This is a genomic window from Streptomyces sp. NPDC016562 (assembly GCF_043076955.1).
In the GTDB taxonomy this organism is placed as follows: domain Bacteria; phylum Actinomycetota; class Actinomycetes; order Streptomycetales; family Streptomycetaceae; genus Streptomyces.
The window spans coordinates 191,157-216,712 of sequence record NZ_JBIBRZ010000007.1 but is presented as its reverse complement, the minus strand read 5'-3'; the positions used below and the strand labels follow the sequence as shown (position 1 = coordinate 216,712).

General features: G+C 73.6%; 21 protein-coding genes. 8 read left to right on the top strand and 13 right to left on the bottom strand.

What is annotated here, in order from left to right:
- Positions 1-642 carry a uridine kinase gene (locus ACF059_RS26475; protein WP_392061611.1) on the bottom strand — a complete coding sequence of 214 codons (642 nt, stop codon included), beginning with the start codon at positions 640-642 and terminating at the stop codon, positions 1-3.
- 93 nt (positions 643-735) lie between these two features.
- Here ACF059_RS26475 and ACF059_RS26470 point away from each other — a divergent pair, with 93 nt between their 5' ends.
- A complete protein-coding gene (locus ACF059_RS26470) occupies positions 736-2,181 on the top strand; it encodes a WGR domain-containing protein (RefSeq protein ID WP_392061607.1) in 1,446 nt (481 codons plus the stop codon).
- Positions 2,182-2,198: 17 nt separating this feature from the next.
- On the opposite strand, the gene ACF059_RS26465 is transcribed toward ACF059_RS26470, so the two are convergent.
- A complete protein-coding gene (locus tag ACF059_RS26465) occupies positions 2,199-2,573 on the bottom strand; it encodes a cupin domain-containing protein (protein ID WP_392061604.1) in 375 nt (124 codons plus the stop codon).
- A 138-nt stretch (positions 2,574-2,711) separates the two neighbouring features.
- Between ACF059_RS26465 and ACF059_RS26460 the strand changes: the two genes are divergently transcribed.
- On the top strand, positions 2,712-3,380 hold the full coding sequence (locus ACF059_RS26460; protein WP_392061601.1) for a DUF2293 domain-containing protein: 669 nt from the start codon (positions 2,712-2,714) through the stop codon (positions 3,378-3,380).
- Here the strand turns inward: ACF059_RS26460 and ACF059_RS26455 are convergent.
- On the bottom strand, positions 3,373-3,984 hold the full coding sequence (locus ACF059_RS26455; RefSeq protein ID WP_392061597.1) for a chaplin: 612 nt from the start codon (positions 3,982-3,984) through the stop codon (positions 3,373-3,375). The genes ACF059_RS26460 and ACF059_RS26455 overlap by 8 nt on opposite strands.
- A gap of 195 nt (positions 3,985-4,179) precedes the next feature.
- Here ACF059_RS26455 and ACF059_RS26450 point away from each other — a divergent pair, with 195 nt between their 5' ends.
- Positions 4,180-4,728, top strand: a complete 549-nt coding sequence (locus ACF059_RS26450; RefSeq protein ID WP_392061595.1) for a hypothetical protein — start codon at positions 4,180-4,182, stop codon at positions 4,726-4,728.
- Here ACF059_RS26450 and ACF059_RS26445 read toward each other — a convergent pair.
- Positions 4,709-5,914 (bottom strand): SWIM zinc finger family protein, encoded by a 1,206-nt coding sequence (locus ACF059_RS26445; protein WP_392061592.1) that lies wholly within the window; start codon positions 5,912-5,914, stop codon positions 4,709-4,711. The genes ACF059_RS26450 and ACF059_RS26445 overlap by 20 nt on opposite strands.
- Complete coding sequence (locus ACF059_RS26440; protein WP_392061589.1) at positions 5,911-8,757, bottom strand: DEAD/DEAH box helicase; 2,847 nt, start codon at positions 8,755-8,757, stop codon at positions 5,911-5,913. The genes ACF059_RS26445 and ACF059_RS26440 overlap by 4 nt, the downstream gene beginning before the upstream one ends.
- Positions 8,758-8,937: 180 nt before the next feature.
- Here ACF059_RS26440 and ACF059_RS26435 point away from each other — a divergent pair, with 180 nt between their 5' ends.
- Entirely contained in the window at positions 8,938-9,198 is a 261-nt protein-coding gene (locus ACF059_RS26435; protein WP_392061919.1) for a DUF6343 family protein, read from the top strand.
- Between the two features lie 37 nt (positions 9,199-9,235).
- Here ACF059_RS26435 and ACF059_RS26430 read toward each other — a convergent pair whose 3' ends face one another.
- The 4 genes from ACF059_RS26430 to rpsA form a co-directional block, all read right to left on the bottom strand.
- A complete protein-coding gene (locus tag ACF059_RS26430) occupies positions 9,236-9,646 on the bottom strand; it encodes a tetratricopeptide repeat protein (RefSeq protein ID WP_366866896.1) in 411 nt (136 codons plus the stop codon).
- 66 nt (positions 9,647-9,712) lie between these two features.
- Positions 9,713-10,324, bottom strand: coding sequence for a dephospho-CoA kinase (gene coaE / locus ACF059_RS26425; RefSeq protein ID WP_392061586.1), 612 nt, complete (start codon positions 10,322-10,324; stop codon positions 9,713-9,715).
- 87 nt (positions 10,325-10,411) lie between these two features.
- Positions 10,412-11,350: a PAC2 family protein gene (locus ACF059_RS26420; protein ID WP_360890393.1), complete on the bottom strand. Its 939-nt coding sequence runs from the start codon at positions 11,348-11,350 to the stop codon at positions 10,412-10,414.
- A gap of 208 nt (positions 11,351-11,558) precedes the next feature.
- Positions 11,559-13,067 carry a 30S ribosomal protein S1 gene (gene rpsA, locus ACF059_RS26415; protein WP_266937273.1) on the bottom strand — a complete coding sequence of 503 codons (1,509 nt, stop codon included), beginning with the start codon at positions 13,065-13,067 and terminating at the stop codon, positions 11,559-11,561.
- A gap of 353 nt (positions 13,068-13,420) precedes the next feature.
- On the opposite strand from rpsA, the gene ACF059_RS26410 reads away from it, so the two are divergent.
- Positions 13,421-14,269: a class I SAM-dependent methyltransferase gene (locus tag ACF059_RS26410; protein WP_392061582.1), complete on the top strand. Its 849-nt coding sequence runs from the start codon at positions 13,421-13,423 to the stop codon at positions 14,267-14,269.
- Positions 14,270-14,273: 4 nt separating this feature from the next.
- Entirely contained in the window at positions 14,274-16,868 is a 2,595-nt protein-coding gene (gene hrpB, locus ACF059_RS26405) for an ATP-dependent helicase HrpB (RefSeq protein WP_392061578.1), read from the top strand.
- On the opposite strand, the gene ACF059_RS26400 is transcribed toward hrpB, so the two are convergent.
- From ACF059_RS26400 to ACF059_RS26390, 3 genes are all read right to left on the bottom strand, one after another.
- Positions 16,858-17,838: a DUF3068 domain-containing protein gene (locus ACF059_RS26400; protein WP_392061575.1), complete on the bottom strand. Its 981-nt coding sequence runs from the start codon at positions 17,836-17,838 to the stop codon at positions 16,858-16,860. The genes hrpB and ACF059_RS26400 overlap by 11 nt on opposite strands.
- Positions 17,839-17,852: 14 nt before the next feature.
- Complete coding sequence (locus ACF059_RS26395; protein ID WP_360890409.1) at positions 17,853-17,993, bottom strand: SPW_0924 family protein; 141 nt, start codon at positions 17,991-17,993, stop codon at positions 17,853-17,855.
- A gap of 76 nt (positions 17,994-18,069) precedes the next feature.
- Entirely contained in the window at positions 18,070-19,332 is a 1,263-nt protein-coding gene (locus ACF059_RS26390) for a lytic transglycosylase domain-containing protein (RefSeq protein ID WP_392061572.1), read from the bottom strand.
- Between the two features lie 184 nt (positions 19,333-19,516).
- Here ACF059_RS26390 and ACF059_RS26385 point away from each other — a divergent pair, with 184 nt between their 5' ends.
- Positions 19,517-20,380, top strand: coding sequence for a DUF4184 family protein (locus ACF059_RS26385; RefSeq protein WP_392061569.1), 864 nt, complete (start codon positions 19,517-19,519; stop codon positions 20,378-20,380).
- Positions 20,381-20,413: 33 nt separating this feature from the next.
- Here ACF059_RS26385 and polA read toward each other — a convergent pair whose 3' ends face one another.
- Entirely contained in the window at positions 20,414-23,134 is a 2,721-nt protein-coding gene (gene polA / locus ACF059_RS26380) for a DNA polymerase I (protein ID WP_392061566.1), read from the bottom strand.
- A gap of 130 nt (positions 23,135-23,264) precedes the next feature.
- Between polA and ACF059_RS26375 the strand changes: the two genes are divergently transcribed.
- Complete coding sequence (locus tag ACF059_RS26375) at positions 23,265-25,553, top strand: FdhF/YdeP family oxidoreductase (RefSeq protein ID WP_392061563.1); 2,289 nt, start codon at positions 23,265-23,267, stop codon at positions 25,551-25,553.
- The last annotated feature ends 3 nt before the right edge of the window (positions 25,554-25,556 follow it).

Here is a 25,556-nt window from a genome sequence, read left to right as displayed (position 1 = left end):
CTACGGCAGGCCGCTCCACGCGGGGTGCCGCGGATCGTCGGCCCGCACCACCACGTCGGCGGCCGACGCCGGGTCCGTGTCGGCCTCGTAGCGCGCGAAGGCGGGCAGCGTCCAGCGCGCGGACTCCTCGGTGCGGCGGGCGAGGGCGCCCGGGGAGAGCCGGATGTGGACGCTCAGGTCGAAGGGGAACCAGTGGCCCAGCAGCAGCGGCCCGTGCACGATCACCACGCCGCCGGAGGGGAGTTCCACGTAGGGGCTGCGGGTCGCCCGGTCGGTCACGGGGTCCCAGAGGTCGGGCAGCACCCGCCCGGTGCCGCCGGGGTCCGTCGGGCCGAACACCTCCCGCCAGAGCGCGGCCGTGTCGTACCAGCCGCCGAGGTACGCGTCCACGTCCTGGCGCCCGAACTCGAAGCGCAGGGAGGCGGGTCGCAGGAAACCGCCGGCCGCCACCACCAGCACCGGGCGTCCGCGGGAGCGCAGCGCGTCGGCGAGCTCTCCGGCGAGCACGCCGGTCTCCGCGGCGGGCGCCCCGTCGACGCCCACGCGCTGCCAGCTCGCCCCCTGGCCAGCCCGCTCGGGGTCGTCGAGATGACCGGCGAGCCGCTCGGCCATCCGCTGCCATGTGATCGCTTCCCACTGCACCGGCCCATTGTCAGTGGTGGGCCGTAGCGTTTTTGACGAGGGATCACCGGCGGAGAGGTCGTCGGCGGCCAGGCTTTGGGGGAGGGGTTCGTCATGGCTCGGGAGACCACGTATCTGGAGCTGTCGCAGGACGGCGGCGGGGCGCACAAGTTCTACGAGGTCACCGTGGACGGCACGGCCGTGTCCGTGCGGTATGGACGCATCGGCGCCGACGGTCAGCTGCAGAGCTCCTCCTTCCCGACCGTGGAGAAGGCCCGGGCCGCCGCCGCGAAGAAGATCGGGGAGAAGGTCCGCAAGGGGTACGCCCCGGCCGTGCGGGGTCAGCGTGCCGCCCGGTCGGTGACCCGCCGACAGGTGACCTCGGCGCCGTCGACGGCGCGGGCGGTGGCCCCGGTGCTGTGGCGCCTGCGCACCGGCTCCGCGGCGTTCGGCATCCATGTGGACGAGGACCGCTGCTGGGTCGGCAACCAGGCCGGCGACGTCTACACGGTGAGCCACGGCGGGGAGGTGCTGGCCCGGTATTCGCTGCCGGACGGGGTGAAGTGCCTGGTGGCGGACGAGTTCTGGATATATGCGGGCTGTGACGACGGCACGGTGTACGACCTGTCGTCGAAGGTCCCCTTCGGCGCGTACGACATCGCCGCCGACGTCGACATCTTCTGGCTCGACATCCACGAGGGCGTGCTGAGCGTCTCGGACCACGGCGGCGGGCTGACCGTCATCGACCACGAGGACGAGTTCCAGTGGTCGCGGCGGTCGTCCGGTTCCAACGCCTGGATGGTCCGGGCGGACGCGGACGCGATCTACCACGGGCACAGCCGGGGCGTCACGGCGTACGCCCCGGACGGCGGGCGGGAGCTGTGGCACACGGAGACCGGCGGCTCGGTGCTGTTCGGCTGGCAGGAGGAGGACGCGGTGTATGCGGGCACCGGGCACAACGCCGTGCAGCGGCTGTCGAAGGCGACCGGCGCGGTGGAGGCCACCTACCGGTGCGACGCCGCGGTGTACTCGTGCGCGACCTCCGCGGACGGCCGGCACGTCTTCGCCGGCGACCTCGCCTCCTCGGTGTACTGCTTCGACGCCGAGGGGCGGCGGCTGTGGAAGCTGGGCACGGGGAGCGGGGCCGCGCTGTCCATGCAGTATCTGGACGGGCGGCTGTATCTGGTGACCACGGACGGCTCGCTGGTCTGCGTGGACGCGAGCGAGCAGGCCATCGCGGCGGCCCAGCGGGGTTCGGTGCCGGCACCGGTGGACGTGAAGTCGGCTGCCGCGCTCCCGGTGTTCACCCCGGCCGCGTCGGCCGCCTCGGTGGCGACCGTCACGGTGGCCGCGGCGCCGGCGGGCGGTGTGGTGGTGGAGTGCGTCCAGCAGGGCGGCCGGATGCGGGTGCAGGTGGTGTCAGGCGGCTTCGACCCCTCGTGGAACGTGCAGTTCCCGCGCGGGATACGGGAGGCGGGCGCCCGGTACGTGGTCGACGGGCTGCACCCGGCCTCCGGGGGCTTCTACCGGGTGCGCGGGGAGATACGCCGACTGGTGTGAGACCGGGGCGGGGGCCGTCACGCGGTGTGCTCCCGGCAGACCGCGGGCGTGGCACCGGGCGGGGGCGGGGTGGGTATGGAGAACGGTGTCCCCTCGGGGAGCGCGGGGGTCACGTAGAGCACCACCGGTTCGCTGCCGAGGTTGTGGCCCAGGTGTATGTGGGCGATGCCCGCCGGTTCCACGAAGGTGGTCCCGGCCGGATGGACCACGGTCGTGCGGTCGTGCAGGACCCGGGTCAAGGTCCCCGCCAGGACGACGGCATCCAGCCGGACCCGGTGGAAGTGCCAGCCGGTGCAGCCGCCCGGCGGGATGACGATCTCCCGGCCCCTTGGAGCCGTGACGACGCGCCTCCCACCGGGCCGCCGTGCCTTCATCGTCTGCCGTCCGCCCATGTGCCCTCCTCCGTGGACCGGCCTCGGTCCGAGGCCCCACCGTAGGAGGACGCGCCCCCATCCAGAAAGGGTTGATGAAACATCAACCTCAGGTCCTCACCAGGTGATATGAGGCTCGTACGGCGGTATCACACCTGTATGAGCCTGGTGGTGTTCGAGTCTCTGAAGCAGATCCACTGCGCGGAGTGCCGGCAGGGCCCGCTGCGGCACCTCGTGCGCGAGTCCGGCGTGCCGCGCTGTCTGGACTGCGCGGACCTCGGGCACCTGGTGTACCTCCCGCGCGGGGACGCCGCGCTCACCCGCCGCGCCCGCGAGGGCAGTTCACTTTCGGCCGTCGTCGTCCGCTTCCACAGGCGCCGCCGCCGCTACGAGCGTCTCGGGCTCCTCGTCGAGGACGCCGCCCTGGCCCGCGCGGAGCGCGCCTGTCTCGCGGACTGCGAGGCGCGGGCGCGCCGGCGGGAGCGCGACCGGCTGCGCCGCGCGGCCGAGGACGTCCGCTTCACCGCGGCCTTCGCCGCCGAGATAGTGCGGCTGTTCCCCGGGTGCCCGGCCGATCGGGCCGTGGCGATCGCCACGCACGCCTCGGTGCGCGGCAGCGGCCGGGTGGGCCGCACCGCGGCCGGCCGGGCCCTCGACGAACTGGCGGTCTCGGTCGCGGTACGGGCGGCGGTGCGGCACACCGACACCGAGTACGACGCCCTGCTGATGGCGGGGGTCCCGCGGTTCGCGGCCCGCGCCCGGCTGGCCGCCCGGATCGACGCCGTCCTGGACGGGTGGCGCATCCCGCCCCCGACCAGCGCTAATTGAGGCGGAAGCGGCGGTAGAGGAGGGCTCCGCCGAGCAGCAGTGCTCCCCCGCCGGGCAGCAGGTAGCCCAGGCCTTCGGCGCCGGTGTGGGCGAGTGCCCCGGTGTGCTTCGGCGACGCGGGCGGCGTCGCCGGGCGCTCGGTGACGGGCGGCTGGACGGGCGGCTGGACGGGCTTGCCGCCGGTGGGCACCTCGCCGTTGACGGAGGTGTTGCCGTGCGAGGGGTTGCCGACGCCGACCACGTTCACGGAGTTGCCGCTGACGTTCAGCGGGAGGTCGACCGGAAGCTGGAGCCCGTTGCCGGACAGCACCCCGGGAGAATCCTTTCCGCGTGCCTCGGCCCCGGCACCGGAGCCGTTTGCGGCTCCGGCCCCGGGTTTCGACGGATGCGACGGCGTCGGCGCGCTGTGCCCGCCGCCTGCGGGCGACTCGTTGGCACAGCGGTTCCCCGCGGCGGGATTGAGGACGCCGACCACGCTCACGGTGTTCCCGCACACGTTGACCGGGACGTGCACGGGCAGTTGCACCAGATTCCCCGACAGCAGGCCCGGCGATCCTTCGGCCCGGCCGCCCGCGTCCGCATCGGCGTAGGCGAATCCGCTCACGCCCGCGACCGCCAGCCCACCTCCCGCAACCACCGCCGCGATCAAGCCACTCCGACGACTGTGACGCATCAGTTTCCCTGCCTTCCGGAGGAGTTCACGGGTCTTGCCCCGCACCGGGAACAACGCCGTGAACCCATTCGGGTTATAGAGCCGGTAGGCATTTCACTCAATCGTGTACTGGGTACTGCCTACTTCATGACTGATCGCCCGCTGCTCCTCCTCGACGTGGACGGCCCCCTCAACCCGTTCCGGTCCCTCTTCGCCGGTCTGCGCGGGTACACGAGCCACCGGATGCGCCCGGACGTCTGGCTCTCGTACCGCGACCCCGACTCCCGCAGCGCCCGGCGCGGCGCACGGGTCCGGCTCCACCCCTCCCACGGCGCCCGGCTGCTCGCCCTGCCGTTCGAGCTCACCTGGGCCACCGCCTGGACGCACCAGGCCAACACGATGATCTCGCCGCACGTCGGACTACCGGGTGATCTGCCTGTCGTCGAGTGGCCGGAACTCTTCGTCAAGGACCCCGCCGACCTCTCGTGGAAGACCCGCCACCTCGTCGACTGGGCGGCCGGCCGGCCCTTCGCCTGGGTCGACGACATGATCACGCCGCGCGACCGGGCCTGGGTCGCAGCCCACCACCCCGCCCCGGCCCTCCTCCTGCGCGTACTGCCCCGCCACGGCCTGCGCGAGCGCGACTTCGCCACGCTGGAGCGCTGGGCGGCCGGGCTCAGCCCAGCAGAGCGGTGACCGGGTCCGGCGAGGGGCGGCCCGTGGGCCACCAGTCCTCGTCGCCCGGGCGGGACTCGTAGGCGTACCAGAGGGCGTCGCGGCCGAGGCGGAGCTGGCGGGTGTGGAGCGTGAGCCGGTTGCGGTCCGGGCGGAAGGAGCCCTGGGAGGCGGCCAGGAGCGCCGGGCGAGCCCGGTCGAAGGGCCCGGCCGGCGGGTCCCAGGACTCCTCCAGCGCGGCGAGGGCGGCGCGGCCGCCCTGACGCCAGGCCGCGGCGGCCCGGGCGAGGTCGGTGGTGCTGCGGCCGGTGGCGCGGGCCAGGTCCCGGTAGAGGGTGCGGGCCGCGCCCGTGAGACCCGACGTGGGGTGCGCCGAGGCCAGCCGGACCGCGTCCTGCCAGAGGCTCAGCCCGGCGATCGGGTCCTCGCCGGTGGTGAGGACGGCGAGGGCGCGGGCGGCCGCGTCCGAGGCGAGCTGGTCGAGCGCCAGCGGATCGGGGGCCGCCGGGTCGGCGGGATAGGCGGGCGCCACGCCCACGGCGGCGGGCGCCGCGAGCGGCGCGGGCAGCGGCGGCAGGACGGTGCGGGCGAGCGCCGCCCGGGCCGGGACGCCGGGGAAGTCCGGCGCCGCGTCGGGCTGTTCGCGCGCGGCGTGGGCGGCGTTGCGGCGGGTGAGCTCGTCGAGGAGCTCCCGCTCGCCCCGGCCGCGCAGGAGCAGGAGGACGAAGGGGTCCTCGTCGAGGAGGCGCGCCGCCCGGTAGCACAGGGCGGCCGCGTGCTTGCACGGCGGACGCCCGACGTCAGGGCACGAGCAGTGCGGGACCAGCTCGCCCGCACCGGGCAGGACGCTCTGCGCGAGCGACTGCGGGACCTCGCGCTCCAGCAGGGTGGCCAGCGCCGTGGGATCGGCCGCGACCTCCTCCAGGAGCTCGTCCCACTCCGCCTCCGCGAACGCGGGCAGGATCAGCTCGGTGCGGTAGGGCCGGGGCCTGCTCCCCCGCACGTACGCCACGATCCGTCCCGGGGTGACGGTCACCGCGTCGACGTGGCCCTCCTCGGCGTACGCACGGCCGCGGGTCAGGCGGGCCGCGTCGCCGGAGACCTCCTCCAGCGCCGACACCCAGGCCCGGCCCCACCAACTGACCGCCTCGGCCCCGGCGGGCACGGTCTCGAAGGTGCGGCGGCGGTCGTCCCGCGCGGTGATCATGCGGGCCTCCGCAGCGAGACGAGGTCGGCCAGCTCGCGGTCGGTCAGCTCGGTCAGCGCCGACTCGCCGGAGCCGAGCACGGCGTCGGCCAGGGCCCGCTTGGCCTCCAGCATCTCGGCGATCCGGTCCTCCACGGTGCCTTCGGCGATGATCCGGTGGACCTGGACGGGCTGGGTCTGGCCGATCCGGTAGGCGCGGTCCGTGGCCTGCTCCTCGACGGCCGGGTTCCACCAGCGGTCGAAGTGGATGACATGGCCGGCCCGGGTGAGGTTCAGCCCCGTCCCCGCGGCCTTCAGCGACAGCAGGAAGACGGGCACCTCGCCCGCCTGGAACCGGTCCACCAGTTCCTCGCGCCGCGGCACCGGGGTCCCGCCGTGCAGCAGCTGATGAGAGATCCCCCGGGCCGACAGGTGCCGTTCGATGAGGCGGGCCATGGTCACGTACTGGGTGAAGACCAGCACCGAGCCGCCCTCGGCGAGGATCGTGTCCAGCAGCTCGTCCAGCAGCGCCAGCTTGCCCGAACGGTGCGGGATCCGGGGCTGCTCCTCCTTCAGGAACTGGGCCGGGTGGTTGCAGATCTGCTTGAGCGAGGCCAGCAGCTTCATGATCATGCCGCGTCGTTCCATGCCCTCGCTCGACTCGATCACGGCCATCGCCTCGTCGACCGCGGCCTGGTAGAGCGAGGCCTGTTCCCGGGTGAGGGAGACGGGATGGTCGGTCTCCGTCTTCGGCGGCAGCTCGGGCGCGATGCCGGGGTCGGACTTCTTGCGGCGCAGCAGGAACGGCCGCACCAGCGCGGCCAGCCGGGCGACGGCCGCCTCATTGCCGCCGTCCTCCTCCTGCTGGTGCTCCACCGGACGGGCGTGGCGGGCCCGGAACGCGGTCAGCGGACCCAACAGCCCCGGCGTGGTCCAGTCGAGCAGCGCCCACAGCTCGGAGAGGTTGTTCTCCACCGGGGTACCGGTCAGGGCCACCCGGGCCGGCGCCGGAACCGTCCGCAACGCCTTCGCGGTCGCCGAATGCGGATTCTTCACGTGCTGCGCCTCGTCGGCGACGACCATCCCCCAGCTCTGTTCGGCGAGCAGGGGGGCGCTGGCCCGCATCGTCCCGTAGGTGGTGAGGACGAAGCCGCCCGCGCAGGAGGTCAGGTCCTCGATGCTGCGGCTGCCGCCGTGGAAGCGGCGCACGGGTGTGCCGGGGGCGAACTTCTCGATCTCCCGCTGCCAGTTGCCCAGCAGCGAGGCGGGACACACCACGAGCGTCGGCTCACGGCGGTCCCGGTGCAGGTGCAGCGCGATCAGCGTGACGGTCTTGCCCAGGCCCATGTCGTCCGCCAGGCAGCCGCCGAGTCCGAGCGAGGTCATCAGGTCCAGCCAGGCCAGGCCGCGCGCCTGGTAGTCGCGCAGCGTGGCCTTGAGGGCGGCGGGCTGCTCCAGCGGGGCCAACTCCCCCGTCAGCCGGTCCCGCAGGGCGGCCAGCGCCCCCACGGGCACCGCCTCGACCGGCTCCCCGTCGACCTCGGCCTCCCCCGACAGCACGGTGGCCAGCGCGTCCACCGGGTCCAGCAGGCCGAGCTCCCGCTTGCGCGCCTTGCGCACCAGCTCCGGGTCGACCCGCACCCACTGGTCCCGCAGCCGTACGACGGGCCGGTGGGCCTGCGCGAGCGCGTCCATCTCCCCCGGGGTGAGCCGGTCGCCGCCCAGCGCCAGCTCCCAGGAGAAGGCGAAGAGGTGCTCGGCGTCGAAGAAGGCGGTGCCGTCGGTCGCGGACCCGGGCGCGGTCGACCGTACGACCGCGGTCGCGGACAGCGTACGAGCCAGCTCGCGCGGCCAGTGGACCATTACCCCGGCAGCCGCCAGGCGGGTCGCGGCGACCCCCAGCAGGTCCTCCAGCTCCGGGTCGGACAGGGCCAGGGAATCGGGCACGGGCTGGTCCAGCAGGCGCAGCAGCGGCGGCCAGACGCGCGCCGCCCGGCGCAGCGCGAGCACGGCGTCGATCCGGGCGCGGGGACCGAACCCGGCCGAGGCCAGGCCCGCCCACAGCTGTCCGGCATCGGTGACCAGGGTCGGATCGGCGAGGCTGTGCACCTGCACGACGGCGGCGCCGGCGCGCCGGGTGTCCTCGTCCTCCGCCTCGTCGAAGAGGCGGAAGGAGGACAGGTCGAGCCGCAGCGAGATCCCGACGCCCGTGTCGGCTCCGGCCGCGACCTGCGCGGCCCAGTCCCGTATCCCGGGCACCCGCTGCGCCTCCCGCGCGGCGAACGGCCCGCCGGCGGCCACGGCCGCGGCCGGGGTGCGGGGCAGGCTGTCGGCGACGGCATCGAGGAACGCGCGGACCAGCGCCTCCGGTTCGGGCAGCTGGAGCGGTCGGCGGCCGGCGAGGGGGGTCGCGTACCCCTCGGGCGGCAGCGCGGCGGCGATGGCCCGGAGGTGCCCGACGTCGGCGGCGTCCAGGGGCCCGGCGCGCCACGCGTCGACGCCCTGCGGGGTGAGCCCGGGGAGCAGGCGGCCCCGAGCGGCGAGGGTGAGCGCCTGGGTGGCGGCGGTGCCCCAGGCGCGGGTGGCGGGATGCGCGGCGGGGCTGCGGGCCGCCTGCGCGAGCAGGGGCAGCGCGGAGGCGACGGAGAACGTCACGGCGGGCACGGTCCGGCTGCGGACCCCGTCGCCGTGCGGGCGCACGACCGTCAGCGGCCCCGGGCTACCCGCCTCGGGCAGGGCGCTGCCGTCGGGCGCCCAGAAGGCGACGCGGCCTTCCCGCGGGACGGCGGCGGGCAGGAACACCGCGGCGTGGCGCAGCAGTGCCGGTGCCGGTGCCGGTGCGGATGTCTGCGGCTGCGGTGTCACGGTGTCCCCCTTCCCGTCGGCGCCCGCGCTCTGCGTGCACTGTGGGCGTATTACTACTGCCGACGAGTCTAGGCGCGGCCACTGACAACGCCTCTGACCTGCGGATCCGCGGCCGCAGCGGCCCAGTTCCGCCGCGTATCCGGACAGCCGGTGGGACCATGGAGCTGAGAGGCGATGACCATGCGTACTGGGAACGAGCCCGTGACCGCGCGCAGTCCGCTGCGGCTGCGGTTCTGGCTGGGCGTCTGGGGTTTGATCTGGGCCGTCGGCGGCGCGGTCGCCTTCTCGCTGGCCGGCCGTCCCGGGTGGGCGGCCGCCTGCGCGGTGCTCGCCGTGATCGTGGTTGTGGACCTGGTCATGGTCGTGCGCCACATCCGGCAGGGGCCGCACTACCAGCCCGGCCCGGACGTTCCCCCGTACGAACCGCCCGGCCACCGGTGAGGCCGTACGGCATCCCCGTCCGGCTTGCCGGCCGGCATCAGGATCCGGCTCCCGGGCCGCCGTCCTGGTCGTCGAAGCGGGCCGCGGCCAGGTACTCCGGCTGCGGGTCCAGGGCCGCGGCCAGGCGGAAGTGCTTGCGCGCCTGCCCGGGCCGGCCCGCGCGCTCATGGGTACGGGCCAGCGCGAAGTGCGCGAAGGCGTTGTCCGGCTCCCGCTCCAGCACCAGCTCGAACTCCAGCTCCGCCGGGCGCAGTTGGGCCGCCGCGAAGAAGGCCCGGGCACGCAGGAGCCGAGCCGCCGTGTTCTCCGGGTGGGCGGCTATGACCGAGTCGAGCAGCTTCACCGCGCCGCGCGGGTCCCGTGCGGCGAGCAGCCGCTCGGCGGCCCGGTAGTCGATGACGTGGGTTTCCGGGCTGGACGGCGGGGTGGGGCGCGTGGTCTCGGACACGGTCCAGATCCTTCCCTCTACGGGCGCGTTCAACGCGTCCGCCCTCTCCGCCATTCCATGCACACGTCAGGCAGTCGCGCGGCGCGCCGCCCGCTCCCTGAGCTCGTCCCACACCTTGCGCACCTGCGGCTCCAGCGCCTCCAGCGGCCCGTCGTTGTCGATCACCAGGGTCGCGACCGCGAGCCGCTGCTCCCGCGTGGCCTGCGCGGCCATCCGGGCCCGCGCCTCCTCCTCGGACATCCCGCGCAGCGCGGTCAGCCGTGCCAGCTGTGTCTGCGGCGCCGCGTCCACCACGACCACCAGGTCGTAGAGCGGCGCGAGGCCGTTCTCCGTGAGGAGCGGTACGTCGTGCACCACGATCGCGCCGGTCCCCGCGGCGGCCTCCAGCTCGGCCGAGCGGGCTCCGACCAGCGGGTGCACGATCGCGTTGAGCGTCTGGAGCCTGGCCGGGTCCGCGAACACGACGGACCCCAGCTTCGGGCGGTCCAGTGTCCCCTCGGGGGTGAGCACCGACTCGCCGAACGCCGCCACGACGGCCGCGAGGCCCGGCGTACCGGGCTCCACGACCTCGCGCGCGATCCGATCGGCGTCGACGACGATCGCCCCGTACCCCGCCAGCAGCCGCGAGACCTCGCTCTTGCCGGCGCCGATTCCGCCCGTCAGTCCTACTTTCAGCATGCTCGCACCCTAGCCCGAAGCCCCCGGCCGCCGGCAGGTCAGCCCCTCGGCCGCCCCCGCAACCGCAGGCCCGGGCAGGTCAGCGCCTCAGCCCTCGCCCTCGCGCTCCGCCAGGAACCGCTCGAACTCGCGGCCGATCTCGTCCGCCGACGGCAGCTCCGCCGGTTCCGCGATCATGTTGCCGCGGCTCTCCGCTCCGGCGGCCGCGTCGTACTGGTGCTCCAGCCCCTGCACCAGGCTGACCAGTTCCTCGTCGCCCTCGCGGATCTGCCGGTCGATCTCCGTCTGGGTCCGGTGGGCCTCGGTGCGCAAGGCGTGCGCCACGGCCGGCAGCACCAGGCCGGTGGCGGCCGTGATCGCCTCCAGCACCGTCAGCGCGGCGTCCGGGTACGGGGAGCGCGCGACGTAGTGCGGTACGTGCGCGGCGACGCCGAGCACGTCGTGTCCGGCCTGGGCCAGGCGGAACTCCACCAGGGATTCCGCGCTGCCGGGCACCTGCGCCTCGTCGAAGGGGCTGCGGTGGCCCGGCATGAGGTCCGTGCGGTTGCCGTGCGGGGTGATGCCCACGGGGCGGGTGTGCGGGACGCCCATCGGAATGCCGTGGAAGTTCACCGAGAGGCGGACTCCGAGGCGCTCGACGATCTGCCGGACGGCGACGGAGAACCGCTCCCACTCCACGTCCGGCTCGGGGCCGGACAGCAGCAGGAAGGGCGCTCCGGTGGCGTCCTGGACGAGCCGGACCTCCAGCCGGGGCTCCTCGAACTCCGTCCAGTGGTCGCGCTGGAAGGTCAGCAACGGGCGGCGCGCCCGGTAGTCCACCAGCCGGTCCGCGTCGAAGCGGGCCACCACCTGGTGGGGCAGGGTGTCCAGGAGGCGCTCGACGATCTGCTCGCCGGTCTCACCCGCGTCGATGTACCCCTCGAAGTGGTACAGCATGACCAGCCCGGCCGAGTCCTGGGCGACCGCCAGGTCGGCCACCGCCAGACCCTTGGCATCCCATTCGTACAAACCCTGTGGATCAAGCACTGCCACCACTCCTCCTCGCCGCGTTCTCTGCCAAGAACGTCCAAGGAGGCTTGACCATTCCCCAGTTGGCCGCATTCACAGGAACGCGATCACGAACCCGACCAGGAACACCGACAGGGAACGCGGTAAGGCCCGCCCCCCGAAGGGGACGGGCCTTACCGTCAACTCAACCCGCTCGGATCACACCGGAGTGTGATGCGCGCTGCGATCAGCTCTGGCCGCCGGCCAGCTTCTCGCGGAGGGCGGCGAGGGCCTCGTCGGACGCCAGGGCGCCAGAGGTCTCGTCGGACTCCGAGGAGTACGAACCACCCGAGATGCCCGCACCGGCGCTGGCACCCGCGGCCGGGGCGGCAGCGCCCTCGGCGGCAGCGGCCTCGTCGGCCTCGCGGCTCTTGATGACCTGAGCCTGGTGCTGCTCGAAGCGCTGCTGCGCCTCGGCGTACTGGGTCTCCCAGGCCTCGCGCTGCTTGTCGAAGCCCTCGAGCCAGTCGTTGGTCTCGGGGTCGAAGCCCTCGGGGTAGATGTAGTTGCCCTGGTCGTCGTACGACGCGGCCATGCCGTACAGGGTCGGGTCGAACTCGACCGACGCCGGGTCGGCACCGAAGGACTCGTTGGCCTGCTTCAGCGACAGCGAGATCCGGCGACGCTCAAGGTCGATGTCGATGACCTTGACGAAGATCTCGTCGTTGACCTGGACGACCTGCTCCGGGATCTCCACGTGGCGCTCGGCCAGCTCGGAGATGTGGACCAGACCCTCGATGCCCTCGTCCACCCGGACGAACGCACCGAACGGAACCAGCTTGGTGACCTTACCCGGGACGACCTGACCGATCTGGTGCGTCCGGGCGAACTGCTGCCACGGGTCTTCCTGCGTCGCCTTCAGCGACAGGGAGACGCGCTCGCGGTCCATGTCGACGTCGAGGACCTCGACGGTGACTTCCTGACCGACCTCGACAACCTCGGACGGGTGGTCGATGTGCTTCCAGGACAGCTCGGAGACGTGGACGAGACCGTCGACGCCACCCAGGTCCACGAAGGCACCGAAGTTGACGATCGAGGAGACGACGCCGGAGCGGACCTGACCCTTCTGCAGGGTGGTGAGGAACGTCTGGCGAACCTCGGACTGGGTCTGCTCGAGCCAGGCGCGGCGGGACAGGACCACGTTGTTGCGGTTCTTGTCCAGCTCGATGATCTTCGCCTCGAGCTCCTTGCCCACGTAGGGCTGGAGGTCGCGGACGCGACGCATCTCGACGAGAGAGGCCGGCAGGAAGCCGCGGAGGCCGATGTCGAGGATGAGACCACCCTTGACGACCTCGATGACGGTACCGGTGACGATGCCGTCTTCTTCCTTGATCTTCTCGATGGTGCCCCAGGCACGCTCGTACTGAGCGCGCTTCTTCGAGAGGATCAGGCGGCCTTCCTTGTCCTCCTTCTGGAGAACCAGGGCCTCGATCTCGTCGCCGACCTTGACGACCTCGTTCGGGTCGACGTCGTGCTTGATCGAGAGCTCGCGGCTCGGGATGACACCTTCGGTCTTGTAACCGATGTCGAGGAGAACCTCGTCCCGGTCAACCTTGACGATGACGCCGTCGACGATGTCGCCATCGTTGAAGTACTTGATCGTCTCGTCGATCGCCGCGAGGAACGCGTCCGCGTCGCCGATGTCGTTGACCGCAACCTGCGGGGTGGTGGCGGTGGTCTCGGTGCTGCTCGTCATGTGGGAAAGGGCTCCGGTTACGGACAGAAAGTCGTAGGTACTGCTACGCCGGGAGCCCTTATCGGCATCTGCCGAAGAAGCCGGACAGCCAAGGAGACCCCCTTCCGCGCAGAAGCGGTGGGGCCTCGAAAACCGAGGGGACATCAACAGATGCAAGCGCAGCCTGCTAGGTCTGAGGAGCACAGGCTCGCAGCGCAACTTGTAGCATACGGGGGCAGCCGGACAGGGTCAATGCGCGAAGGCGCACACCCCCGGCGGATCGCCGCATAACAGGCACAATTCGTGGGCGCGGCGGCCCTGCTGAGGCTTCCTGCCACATCCGAAGACATTCGCAGACTACGACGACGGGCCCCATGAACCAAGAGGACTACACCCCCGAAGCGGCGCACGAGGCCGATCCGGGGTCCGTGGAGGACGCCGAGGCCACCCGGCGTGACGCGGGGGAAGCGGAGAGCAGCCGGGCCAGCCGCGGGTGGTGGGACCGCAACGCCGACGAGTACCAGAGCGAGCACGGCGCCTTCCTCGGCGACGACCGCTTCGTGTGGGGACCCGAGGGGCTGGACGAGGCGGACGCGGCGCTGCTGGGCCCCGCCGTCCTCCTCAAGAACAAGGACGTCCTGGAGATCGGCGCCGGCGCCGCCCAGTGCTCGCGCTGGCTCGCCGCCCAGGGCGCCCGCCCGGTGGCCCTGGACCTCTCCCACCGCCAGCTCCAGCACGCCCTGCGCATCGGCGACGACGTTCCGCTCGTCGAGGCCGACGCGGGCAGGCTCCCCTTCCGCGACGGCTCCTTCGACCTCGCCTGCTCCGCCTACGGGGCCGTGCCCTTCGTCGCCGACCCGGTCAACGTCATGCGCGAGGTGCACCGCGTACTGCGCCCGGGGGGCCGCTGGGTCTTCTCCGTCACCCACCCCATCCGCTGGGCCTTCCCGGACGAACCGGGCCCCGAGGGGCTCACCGTCGCCGCCTCCTACTTCGACCGGACCCCGTACGTGGAGCAGGACGAGCAGGGTCACGCCGTCTACGTGGAGCACCACCGCACCCTCGGCGACCGCGTCCGCGACGTGGTGGCGGGCGGCTTCCGCCTGCTCGACCTGGTCGAGCCGCAGTGGCCCGAATGGAACAGCCAGGAGTGGGGCGGCTGGTCCCCGCTGCGCGGCAACCTGATCCCCGGCACGGCGATCTTCGTGTGCGAGAGGGACTGATCCCTTGATACGCCGGGCCGACCTCGACGCCCTTCCCGTCCGGGAGGCCGTCCCCGCCCTCCTCTCCGCGCTGGACGCGCACGGCACCGCCGTGCTCTGCGCCCCGCCCGGCACCGGCAAGACCACGCTGGTGCCCCTGGTGCTGGCGGGGCTGGTGGGGGGCGGCCCGCGCCGCCGGGTCGTGGTCGCCGAGCCCCGGCGGATCGCCGCCCGGGCCGCCGCGCGGCGCATGGCCTGGCTGCTGGGCGAGAGGACCGGCGACTCGGTGGGCTTCACGGTCCGCGGCGAGCGGGTCGCGGGTCCCGGCACGGTGGTGGAGGTGGTCACCACCGGCGTCCTGCTCCAGCGCCTGCAGCGCGACCAGGAGCTGGACGGCGTGGACGTGGTGGTCCTGGACGAGTGCCACGAGCGTCACCTGGACGCCGACACGGCCGCCGCCTTCCTGCTCGACGTACGGGAGACCCTGCGCCCGGACCTGCGCCTGGTGGCGGCCTCGGCGACGACCGACGCCGCGGTCTGGGCCCGGGTGCTCGGTCACGGCGGGTCCGGCGACGCGCCCGTGGTGCGGGCCGCGGGGGTCTCGTACCCGGTGGAGACCGTCTGGGCTCCCCCGGCCCGGCCGGTGCGGCCCCCGCACGGCATGCGGGTGGATCCGGCGCAGCTGGCGCACGTGGCCTCGGTGGTGCGGAGGGCCCTGGCCGAACGCGACGGCGACGTCCTGTGCTTCCTGCCCGGCGTCGGCGAGATCGCCCGGGTGGCCGGGCAGCTCGGCGGCGTGGACGCGGAGGTGCTCCAGGTCCACGGCCGGGCTCCGGCGGCGGTGCAGGACGCGGCGCTGACGGCCTCGGAGCACCGCCGGGTGATCCTCGCGACGGCGGTGGCGGAGTCCAGCCTGACCGTGCCGGGCGTGCGCGTGGTGGTGGACTCCGGGCTGGCCCGCGAGCCCCGCGTGGACCATGCCCGGGGGCTGGGCGCGCTGGCGACCGTACGGGCGTCCCGCGCGGCCGGCCGCCAGCGCGCGGGGCGGGCCGGCCGGGAGGCGCCGGGCGCGGTGTACCGCTGCTGGACCGAGGCGGAGGACGGCCGGCTGCCCGCGTTCCCCTCGCCGGAGATCCGCGTGGCCGATCTGGCCCGGTTCGCCCTGCAGGCCGCCTGCTGGGGCGACCCGGAGGCGGCCGGGCTGGCCCTGCCGGACCCGCCGCCGGCCGGAGCGATGGCCGCGGCGCGGGAGGTACTGGTCGCGGTCGGCGCCGTGGACCCGGCCGGGCGCCCGACCCCGCGCGGCGTGCGGATGACCCGGCTCGGGCTGCACCCCCGGCTGGCCAGGGCCCTGCTGGACGGGGCCGACGCGCTGGGCGCACGGCGTGCGGCGGAGGTGGTGGCCCTGCTCAGCGAGGAGCCGCCGCGGGAGTACGGGGACGATCTGGCCGCGGCCTGGCGGGCGGCCCGGCGCGGGTCGGACCCCTACGCCTCGCGCTGGCGCGCGGAGGCCCGCCGGCTGGAGCGCGCCGCCACACAGGACCCCGAGGGGCTCTCCCCCGCCCCGCCGCTTCCCGGGGCCGGGGCTGCCCCGCGGACCCCCCGCGGCTCGGCCCCGGACCCGGCGGGCACTGCGCCCGACGACCTCGCGGCCGGGCTCGTCGCCGCGCTGGCGTTCCCGGAGCGGGTGGCCAGGGCCAAGGGGGAGGGCGCCTTCCTCATGGCCTCGGGCACGGCGGCCGAGCTCGGCGACGGCTCGGGGCTGCGCCACGCCCCCTGGCTGGCGGTCGCCGTCGCCGACCGGCCCCCGCACGCCGCCTCCGCGCGCGTCCGGCTCGCCGCCGTCATCGACGAGGACACCGCCCGGGCCGCGGCCGCCCACCTGCTGACCGAGGGCGAGGAGGTCCGCTGGGAGGACGGGGACCTGGTGGCCCGCGCGGCGCAGCGGCTCGGGGCGATCGAGCTCGCCGCGCGCCCCCTGCGCACCCCCGACCCCGCGCTCGTGCGGGCCGCCCTCCTCCAGGGCCTGCGCACCGAGGGCCTCGGCCTGCTGCGCTGGTCACCCGACGCGCAGACCCTGCGCGCCCGGCTCGGCTTCCTGCACCGGACGCTCGGCGGCGCCTGGCCCGACGTGGCGGACGACGACGCCCTGCTGGAGCGCGCCGACGCGTGGCTGGAGCCGGAGCTGTCCCGGGCCCGGCGCCGCGCGGACCTCGGGCGGATCGATGCCGGGCAGGCCCTGAACCGGCTGCTGCCGTGGGCCACCGGTGAGGCCGCCCGCCTCGACGAGCTGGCTCCGGAACGCCTGGAGGTGCCCAGCGGATCCCGGATCAGGGTGGACTACGCCGCGGAGCACGGGCAGCCGGTGCTCGCCGTGAAGCTCCAGGAGCTGTTCGGCCTGGCCGAGACCCCGCGGGTGGCGGGCGTACCGGTGCTGGTGCACCTGCTGTCCCCCGCCGGACGGCCCGCCGCCGTCACCGCCGACCTCGCCTCCTTCTGGCAGGGCGGCTACCGCGCCGTCCGTGCGGAGCTGCGCGGCCGCTACCCGAAGCACCCGTGGCCCGAGGACCCGGCCACCGCCGAGCCGACCCGTCACACCAACGCCCGGCTCAGGCGCTGACCCCTTCCTCTCCCGCCCGCGCCCGGCGGCCACGGGCCTCCAGCCACAGCGCGGCCCCGAGCAGCGCGAACCCGCCGGCCGCCAGGCCGAACGGCGCGTAGGTGTGCAGCGCGAGGACCTTCGTACGGTTCGACTTGACCAGGTCGACCGTGTAGTCGGAGTAGTCCTCGCGCATGGTGACGTGCCCGGCGAAGGCGGTGAGCTTGCCGTCGGGGCCGCCCGCCGCGATGCCGCCGCGCATCTCCTGCTGGATGTCCTGCTCGGCGTTGACCGGCGCTCCGGTGACGGGGTCGACCCAGAAGCGGGCCTTGACCGTGTACCAGAGGGTGGTGCCGGTGGCCGCCTCGATCGTCGTCGGGTCGATGCCCTCGATGGGCATCTTCTTCGGCATGGGCACCTTGGTCCAGGGGACGGTCTGCTCGAAGTAGTAGACGTCCATGCCCTTGAAGGTGCGCGGGCCGACGTAGTGGATCGGCGAGGAGGTACGGGTCTGCGCGTCGAAGTACAGGTAGTCGCGCGGCTCGGTGAAGAACGGCCACTTGAACTCGATGCCCTCGCGCTTGACGGCGTCGCCGTCGACCATCTCGCCGGTGGCGTGCACCGGGTCCTGGGTGTGGGCGTCGAAGCTGTAGCGCTCGGGGATCTGGGAGACCGTCTTCCCGTCCGGGCCGATGATGTGCGTGAGCGTGTCCCAGACCACGACGTCCTTGCCCGCGCTCGCCTCGATCTCCTTCGACGCCTCGACGTTGCCCTTGATGGTCTGGACGATGGTGACCTTGTCGACCTTCTTCGGCTGCATGCCGCCGGTGTAGTCGAGCAGGGTCGCGTCCTTCGCCTCCAGGACCACCTCCTGGTACTGGTTCGCCGGGATCTTGGCGAGGCGGGGGTAGGCGTACCAGCGCAGCAGCGGCGCGAGGGCTGCGCAGAACACGGCTAGGGCCAGCAGGACAAGGCTCGCTCTGCGTCGCACGGCCGGGCCCTCCTCTACTGTCCGGGCGCGGGGGGCGCGGTGGTGAGCAGGGGCTTGGGCGAGGTCCTGCCTTCGGGCGCCCCGAACGCCGTGACGGCGAGGACGAGGAGCACCGCGAGGGCGAGACCGCTGGCGGCGGCGATGAATGCGCGCATGCCGGGCCTCCGGATCTGATGGGGCGTCAGGGACGAGGCACCGTAGCAATCCGGAGGCGAGATGAGAACCGTTCGACTACCGGGTTTCCCCCGGCGCGGGGGCCGGGGACGAGGACGGGGACGGGGACGGCGTGGCCTTCGGGACCGGGGTGGGCGCCGGGGAGGCGGTACGCGTCGGGGACGCCGTCGGCGAGGGCGAGGGCGTGGGCTTGGGGGTCGGGGTCGGGGTCGGGGTCGGCGGCGTGGGGCTCGGCGTGGGCGTGGGGGTGGGTGTCGGTGTCGGGCTGGGCGTCGGCGAAGGCGTGGGCTTCGGGGTCGGCGTCGGCGTCGGGCTCGGCGTCGGCGTCGGGCTCGGCGTGGGCGTCGGGTTCGGCGTCGGCGTCGGCGTCGGGCTCGGCGTCGGGCTCGGGCTCGGGGTGGGCTTAGGCGTCGGGGTGGGCTTCGGTGCCGGTGCCGAGGGCGCCGGCGCCGGCGCCGGCGCGCCGACAGCTCCGCCGTCCGGGACCTCGTGCGCCCCCTTCAGGTAGTACGCGAACCAGGACCGCACCGTGCGCAGGTACGCCGTGGAGTGGTTGTACGACAGGACCGCCCGGTCCAGGTCCGCGTCCACCCGCAGGTCCCGGGTGCCCGCGCACAGGTACCGCCCGGCCGCGAGGGCCGCGTCGTGCACGTTGTTCGGGTTGCGCCGCCCGTCGCCGTCCGCGTCCTGGCCCCAGGCCGCCCACGTGGAGGGGATGAACTGCATCGGCCCGACCGCGCGGTCGTACCGGGCGTCCCCGTCGTAGGCCCCGCCGTCCGTGTCCGGGATGTTCGCGAAGCCGTTGCCGTCGAGCACCGGCCCCAGGATCGGCCGCAGTGTGGTCCCCGCCGTGTCGACCTGGCCGCCGCGCGCCTGCCCGGACTCCACCTTGCCGATGGCCGCGAGGAGTTGCCAGCGCAGCCCGCACCCGGGGTCGCTCCGCCCCACCGTCTCCTCCGCACGCCGGTACGCCGCGAGCACGCTCGCCGGTATCCCCTGCGCCCCCGCGGCTCCGCTGTCGGCCACCGGTACGGCTTCGGGCGTCGCGGCCGCCTCCGGCTGCGTGAGCGCCGCGCCGTCCGGCAGCACCACGGCCGGCGGCTCCGGGCTGACCAGGGGCGGGAGTTCGGTGAAGTAGGCGGTGTCGCCGCCCGACCCGTCCGCCGGGACGGGCTGTTCGTCGCCCCCTGCCGCGCTCACACGGTCCGTACGCGCACCGGCCGGTCCCTGGGAAGCGGTCACCGCGGCCACCACCAGCGCGGAGATCAGGGCGGCCGTCGCCCCCCTGCGCAGCCTGCGTCCGATTATTCGAGCCGACATGAGCCGAACCCCTCCTCCTCGACGTGCGCGTGACCCTACGTCAGCTCCCTGCACAGGGCACGCACCGCGGACCGGAATTCACCACATCCCCACGTCCGTGGCCAGGTCACGCATACTGTCCGGACCCTTCGGGCGCATTGGCCCGAAGTAAGGAACATCCACAGGAGCGTCCAGGAGGGGTGTCATGCCGTTCACTCTCAGCCATGCGGCGGCCGTGCTTCCGGCCATCCGCCGGACCGGGCGTGCCCGCGGCCCCCTCGTCGGATCGGCCTTGGTCCTCGGCTCGTTCGCGCCCGACACCTTCTACTTCACGGACGCCGTCGTCGAGGGCGTGATGGCCTACGGGTCCTTCACGCACTCCCTGCCGGGGGTGTTCACCCTGGACGCCGTGCTCACCGCCGCCCTCGTGGGGTGCTGGCTGCTGCTGCGCGAGCCGCTGATCGCGCTCCTGCCGCGCGGCCGGCAGGGCCGGGTCCACGCCTTCGTGCGGGGCGAGGACTGGCGCGTGCGCCGCCGACTGCCCGCGCTCGCCCTCTGGTTCTACCTCTCGGCGGTCGCCGGCTCGCTCACGCACGTGGTGTGGGACAGCTTCACGCACCTGGACCGCTGGGGGACGAACGCGCTGCCGGACCTCGGCGAGCCGCTCGCCTTCGGCCTGCCCCTCTACTCGTACCTCCAGTACGGCACCTCGGCGGTCGCGGCCTGCGCCCTGCTCTGGTTCACCGGGACCGCGCTGCGGCGGCTGCCGGACAGCCCCGCCCCCGCGTCCGTGCCGGTGCTCGGCCGCGGGGAGCTCTGGGGCTCCCTCGCCCTGGTCGGGGTGTGCGTGGCGGCCGGGGTCACGATGCGCGTGGTCCGCTTCTACACCTTCTTCGACCGGATCCGTACGCCGCTCGACATCATCCCGACGGTCTGCTTCGGCGCGGGCGGCGGCCTCGCCGTGGCCCTGCTGCTGTACGGGGTCCTCGTACGGCTCCGGCACCGCGGCGACCGCGGCGACCGCGCCCGTACGGACGAGGAGACGCGGACGCCCGTCCCCACCGCCTGAGCGGGGACGGGCGCGGCCCTGGCCGTACGGGGCTCAGTGCGCGGCGGACTCCCAGTCGGGGCCGACGCCCACGGAGACCTCCAGCGCGGCCCGGAGCTCGACGGCGGCGCCCATCTCGCGGCGCACCAGCTCCTCGACCCGCTCGCGCTCGCCCGGAGCGATCTCCAGCACGATTTCGTCGTGGACCTGGAGCAGCATCCGCGACTTCAGCCCGGCCTCGGTGATCGCCTTGTCCACGCGGAGCATCGCGACCTTGACGATGTCGGCGGCGGTGCCCTGGATCGGGGCGTTGAGCGCCATCCGCTCGGCGGACTCGCGGCGCTGGCGGTTGTCGCTGTTGAGGTCGGGCAGGTACCGGCGGCGGCCGAAGACCGTGGCCGTGTACCCGGTCGCCCGGGCCTCGTCCACGACGCGGCGCAGGTAGTCCCGCACGCCGCCGAACCGCTCGAAGTAGGTCTCCATCAGGCCGCGCGCCTCGGCGGGCTCGATGTTCAGCTGCTGGGCCAGGCCGAAGGCGGAGAGCCCGTACGCGAGACCGTACGACATGGCCTTGATCTTGCGGCGCATCTCGGCGTCGACCTGGGAGCGCTCCACGCCGAACACCTGGGAGGCGACGGTGGTGTGCAGGTCCTCGCCGCTGGCGAACGCCTCGATCAGGCCCTCGTCCTCGGAGAGGTGGGCCATCACGCGCAGCTCGATCTGGCTGTAGTCGGCCGTCATGAGCGACTCGAAGCCCTCGCCGACGACGAAGCCGCGGCGGATGGCGCGGCCCTCGTCGGTGCGCACCGGCACGTTCTGCAGGTTGGGGTCGGTGGAGGACAGCCGGCCGGTCGCGGCGACGGTCTGGCTGAAGCTGGTGTGGACCCGGCCGTCGGCGCCGATGGTCTTGACCAGGCCCTCGACGGTCACGCGCAGCTTGGCCTGCTCCCGGTGACGGAGCATGATCACCGGCAGTTCGTGGTCGGTCTGCGTGGCCAGCCAGGCCAGCGCGTCCGCGTCCGTGGTGTAGCCGGTCTTGGTCTTCTTCGTCTTCGGCAGGTCCAGCTCGCCGAAGAAGACCTCCTGGAGCTGCTTGGGCGAGCCGAGGTTGAACTCGTGGCCGACCGCCGCGTGCGCCTCCTTCACCGCCTGCTGCACGGCCCCGGCGAACTGCTGCTCCATGGCCTCCAGGTGGTCGCGGTCGGCGGCGATGCCGTACCGCTCCATCCGGGCCAGGAGCTCGGAGGTCGGCAGCTCCATGTCGTGCAGCAGCTCGGCCGCGCCGACCTCGGCGAGCTTGTCGGTGAAGGCGTCGCCGAGGTCCAGGACGGCGCGGGCCTGCGCCATCAGGGCCTCGGCCTCGGCCGTGTCGTCGGCGCCGAAGGCCAGCTGGCCGTCGGCGGCGGCGGGGGCCAGCTCACGGTGGAGGTACTCCATGGACAGGGCGTCCAGGGCGAAGGACCGGCGGCCCGGCTTGACCAGGTAGGCGGCGAGCGCGGTGTCCATGGCGATGCCCGCGAGGGTCCAGCCGTGCTCGGGGAAGACCCGCATCAGGCCCTTGGCGTTGTGCACCACCTTGGGCTTGGCCGGGTCGGCGGCCCAGGCCGCGAAGGCCCGCTCGTCCGCCTCGTCCAGCTCGGCGGGCGTGAACCAGGCGGCGGCGCCCCCGGCCGCGGCCAGCGCGATCTCGCTGACGTTGCCCTGGCCGAGCGCCCAGCTGTCGACGGTCGCGATGCCCAGCGGTCCGCCCGCGTGGCTCTCCAGCCACGGCGCCAGCTCGCCGGTGCCCAGGACGGCCGCGTCCAGCTCCACGCCCGGCGCGACCGGGGCCGGTGCCTCCTCGGCGGCGCCCGGGTCCACGGCGAGCAGCCGCTCGCGCAGCGAGGCGTTGCGGATCTCCAGCACGTCCAGCACGCCCAGCATGGCGGTGCGGTCGTACGGGGCGCGGACCAGGTCGGCCGGGGTCTTGGGCAGCTCGACGTCCTTGACCATCTCGGTCAGGACGCGGTTGAGCTTGACGGCCTCCAGGTGGTCCCGGAAGTTCTGCCCGGCCTTGCCCTTGACCTCCTCGGCGCGCTCCACGAGCTGCGCGAACGACCCGAACTGGGTGATCCACTTGGCGGCGGTCTTCTCGCCGACGCCCGGGATGCCCGGCAGGTTGTCGGACGGGTCGCCGCGCAGCGCGGCGAAGTCCGGATACTGCTGCGGGCTGAGCCCGTACTTCTCCTGGACCTTCTCCGGGGTGAACCGGGTCAGCTCGGAGACGCCCTTGGTCGGGTAGAGCACGGTGGTGTGCTCGGACACGAGCTGGAAGGAGTCCCGGTCGCCGGTGACGATCAGCACGTCGAAGCCCAGGGCCTCCGCCTGCGTCGCCAGCGTCGCGATCACGTCGTCGGCCTCGTAGCCGTCGATGGCGAACCGCGGCACGTGCATCGCGTCGAGGAGCTCGCCGATCAGCTCGACCTGCCCCTTGAACTCGTCGGGGGTCTTGGAGCGGTTCGCCTTGTACTCGGGGAACTCCGTCGAGCGCCACGTCTTGCGGGAGACGTCGAACGCCACCGCGAAGTGCGTGGGCGCCTCGTCGCGCAGCGTGTTCGCCAGCATCGACGCGAAGCCGTAGATGGCGTTGGTCGGCTGGCCGCTCGCGGTCGTGAAGTTCTCCGCGGGCAGCGCGAAGAACGCCCTGTACGCCAGGGAGTGCCCGTCCATGAGCATCAGGCGGGGGCGGTCCGCTGCGGTCGTCTGGTCGGTCGTCTTCGATGCTGTCTGTGCCACGCCCCCGATCCTAGGCGCCCCCACCGACAATTCCGGCCGGTCCGCACACGGGGGCAAATCCGCCGCCGGCGATGTCGGCGGAGCGTGACAGGATCGGTGGAGACGACAGGACTGTTCAAAGGGGAGCGTCATGGCCACCAAGCCGCCCGCAGGTGATCCGGTACAGGACGCGCCGCAGGTCGCGCCCCCGCAACACGCGGCCGCGGGGCTGCCCGCGATCGGGCACACCCTGCGGATCGCGCAGCAGCAGATGGGCCTGGCCCGCACCGCCCGCACCCTGCTCAAGGTCAACCAGAAGGACGGCTTCGACTGTCCGGGCTGCGCCTGGCCCGAGGGCGACAAGCGGCACACCGCCGAATTCTGCGAGAACGGCGCCAAGGCCGTCGCGGAGGAGGCCACGCTGCGCCGGGTGACCCCGGAGTTCTTCGCCGCGCACCCCCTCGCCGACCTGGCCGCGCGCTCCGGGTACTGGCTGGGGCAGCAGGGCAGGATCACCGAGCCGATGTACCTGCCGGAGGGCGGCGACCGGTACGAGGCGGTCAGCTGGGAGCGGGCCTTCGCGATCATCGCGGAGGAGCTGAACGCGCTGGCCTCCCCCGACGAGGCCCTCTTCTACACCTCGGGCCGCACCAGCAACGAGGCCGCCTTCCTCTTCCAGCTCTTCGCCCGCGAATTCGGCACGAACAACCTGCCCGACTGCTCCAACATGTGCCACGAGTCCTCGGGCTCCGCGCTGAACGAGACCATCGGCATCGGCAAGGGCAGCGTCTCCCTCGAAGACCTCCACCAGGCCGACCTGATCATCGTCGCCGGGCAGAACCCGGGCACCAACCACCCGCGCATGCTCTCCGCCCTGGAGCAGGCCAAGTCCGCCGGCGCGAAGATCATCTCGGTGAATCCGCTGCCCGAGGCCGGGATGGAGCGCTTCAAGAACCCGCAGACTCCCCTCGGGATGATCAAGGGCACCGCCCTGAACGACCTGTTCCTCCAGATCCGCATCGGCGGCGACCAGGCCCTCTTCCGCCTGCTGAACAAGCTGGTCATCGAGGCGGGCGGGGCCACCGACGAGGCCTTCATCCGGGAGCACACCCACGGCTACGAGGAGTTCGCGGCGGCCGCGGCGAAGGCCGACTGGGAGGAGACCCTCACCGCGACCGGCCTGACGCGGCCCGAGATCGAGCGCGCGCTGGCCATGGTCCTGGCCTCGAAGCGGACCATCGTCTGCTGGGCCATGGGCCTGACCCAGCACAAGCACGCCGTCGCCACCATCCGCGAGGTCGTCAACCTCCTGCTGCTGCGCGGCGACATCGGCCGCCCGGGCGCGGGCGTCTGCCCCGTCCGCGGCCACTCCAACGTGCAGGGCGACCGCACCATGGGGATCTTCGAACGGCCCGCGCCCGCGTTCCTCGACGCCCTCGACGCCGAATTCGGCATCACCTCGCCGCGCGAGCACGGCTTCGACGTGGTCCGCTCCATCCAGGCCCTGCGCGACGGCAGGGCCAAGGTCCTCTTCGCCATGGGCGGCAACTTCGTCGGCGCCACGCCCGACACCGAGGTCACCGAGGCCGCGATCCGCCGCGCCTCCCTGACCGTGCACGTGTCCACCAAGCTCAACCGCTCCCACGCGGTCACCGGCCGGCGCGCCCTGATCCTGCCCACGCTCGGCCGCACCGACAAGGACGTCCAGGCCGGCACTCTCGGTAAAAAGGGCACAGTGCAGTTCGTGACCGTCGAGGACTCCATGGGCATGGTCCACGCCTCCCGCGGCAACCTCGCCCCCGCCTCCCCGCACCTGCTCTCCGAGCCCGCCATCGTGGCCCGCCTGGCCCGCGCCGTCCTCGGCGAGGCCTCCCGGACCCCGTGGGAGGAGTTCGAGCGGGACTACGCGACGATCCGCGACCGGATCTCCCGCGTGGTCCCCGGCTTCGAGGACTTCAACGCCCGCGTCGCCCGCCCCGGCGGCTTCCGGCTGCCGCACGCCCCGCGCGACGAGCGCCGCTTCCCCACGAAGACCGGCAAGGCCAATTTCACCGCCGCGCCCGTGGAGTACCCCGAGGTCCCCGAAGGCCGGCTGCTCCTGCAGACCCTGCGCAGCCACGACCAGTACAACACCACGATCTACGGCCTCGACGACCGCTACCGCGGCATCACCGGCGGCCGCCGCGTCGTCATGGTCAACCCCGCGGACGCGGCGGAGCTGGGCCTGGCCGACGGCTCGTACACCGACCTGGTCAGCGAGTGGAAGGACGGCGTGGAGCGGCGCGCACCGGGCTTCCGGGTCGTGCACTACCCCACGGCCCGCGGCTGCGCCGCCGCCTACTACCCCGAGACCAACGTGCTGGTCCCGCTCGACTCCACCGCCGACACCAGCAACACCCCGGCGAGCAAGTCCGTGGTCATCCGCTTCGAGCCGTCCTGAACC

Bases quoted from the DNA above. Each gene is read 5' to 3' on its own strand.
- ACF059_RS26375 (WP_392061563.1), top strand. From the start codon at position 23,265: ATGGCCACCAAGCCGCCCGCAGGTGATCCGGTACAGGACGCGCCGCAG.
- ACF059_RS26460 (WP_392061601.1), top strand. From the start codon at position 2,712: ATGAGCCTGGTGGTGTTCGAGTCTCTGAAGCAGATCCACTGCGCGGAG.
- ACF059_RS26445 (WP_392061592.1), bottom strand. From the start codon at position 5,914: ATGATCACCGCGCGGGACGACCGCCGCCGCACCTTCGAGACCGTGCCC.
- ACF059_RS26470 (WP_392061607.1), top strand. From the start codon at position 736: ATGGCTCGGGAGACCACGTATCTGGAGCTGTCGCAGGACGGCGGCGGG.
- ACF059_RS26385 (WP_392061569.1), top strand. From the start codon at position 19,517: ATGCCGTTCACTCTCAGCCATGCGGCGGCCGTGCTTCCGGCCATCCGC.
- ACF059_RS26395 (WP_360890409.1), bottom strand. From the start codon at position 17,993: ATGCGCGCATTCATCGCCGCCGCCAGCGGTCTCGCCCTCGCGGTGCTC.
- ACF059_RS26450 (WP_392061595.1), top strand. From the start codon at position 4,180: ATGACTGATCGCCCGCTGCTCCTCCTCGACGTGGACGGCCCCCTCAAC.
- coaE (WP_392061586.1), bottom strand. From the start codon at position 10,324: ATGCTGAAAGTAGGACTGACGGGCGGAATCGGCGCCGGCAAGAGCGAG.
- rpsA (WP_266937273.1), bottom strand. From the start codon at position 13,067: ATGACGAGCAGCACCGAGACCACCGCCACCACCCCGCAGGTTGCGGTC.
- ACF059_RS26410 (WP_392061582.1), top strand. From the start codon at position 13,421: ATGAACCAAGAGGACTACACCCCCGAAGCGGCGCACGAGGCCGATCCG.
- ACF059_RS26435 (WP_392061919.1), top strand. From the start codon at position 8,938: ATGCGTACTGGGAACGAGCCCGTGACCGCGCGCAGTCCGCTGCGGCTG.
- ACF059_RS26465 (WP_392061604.1), bottom strand. From the start codon at position 2,573: ATGGGCGGACGGCAGACGATGAAGGCACGGCGGCCCGGTGGGAGGCGC.
- ACF059_RS26390 (WP_392061572.1), bottom strand. From the start codon at position 19,332: ATGTCGGCTCGAATAATCGGACGCAGGCTGCGCAGGGGGGCGACGGCC.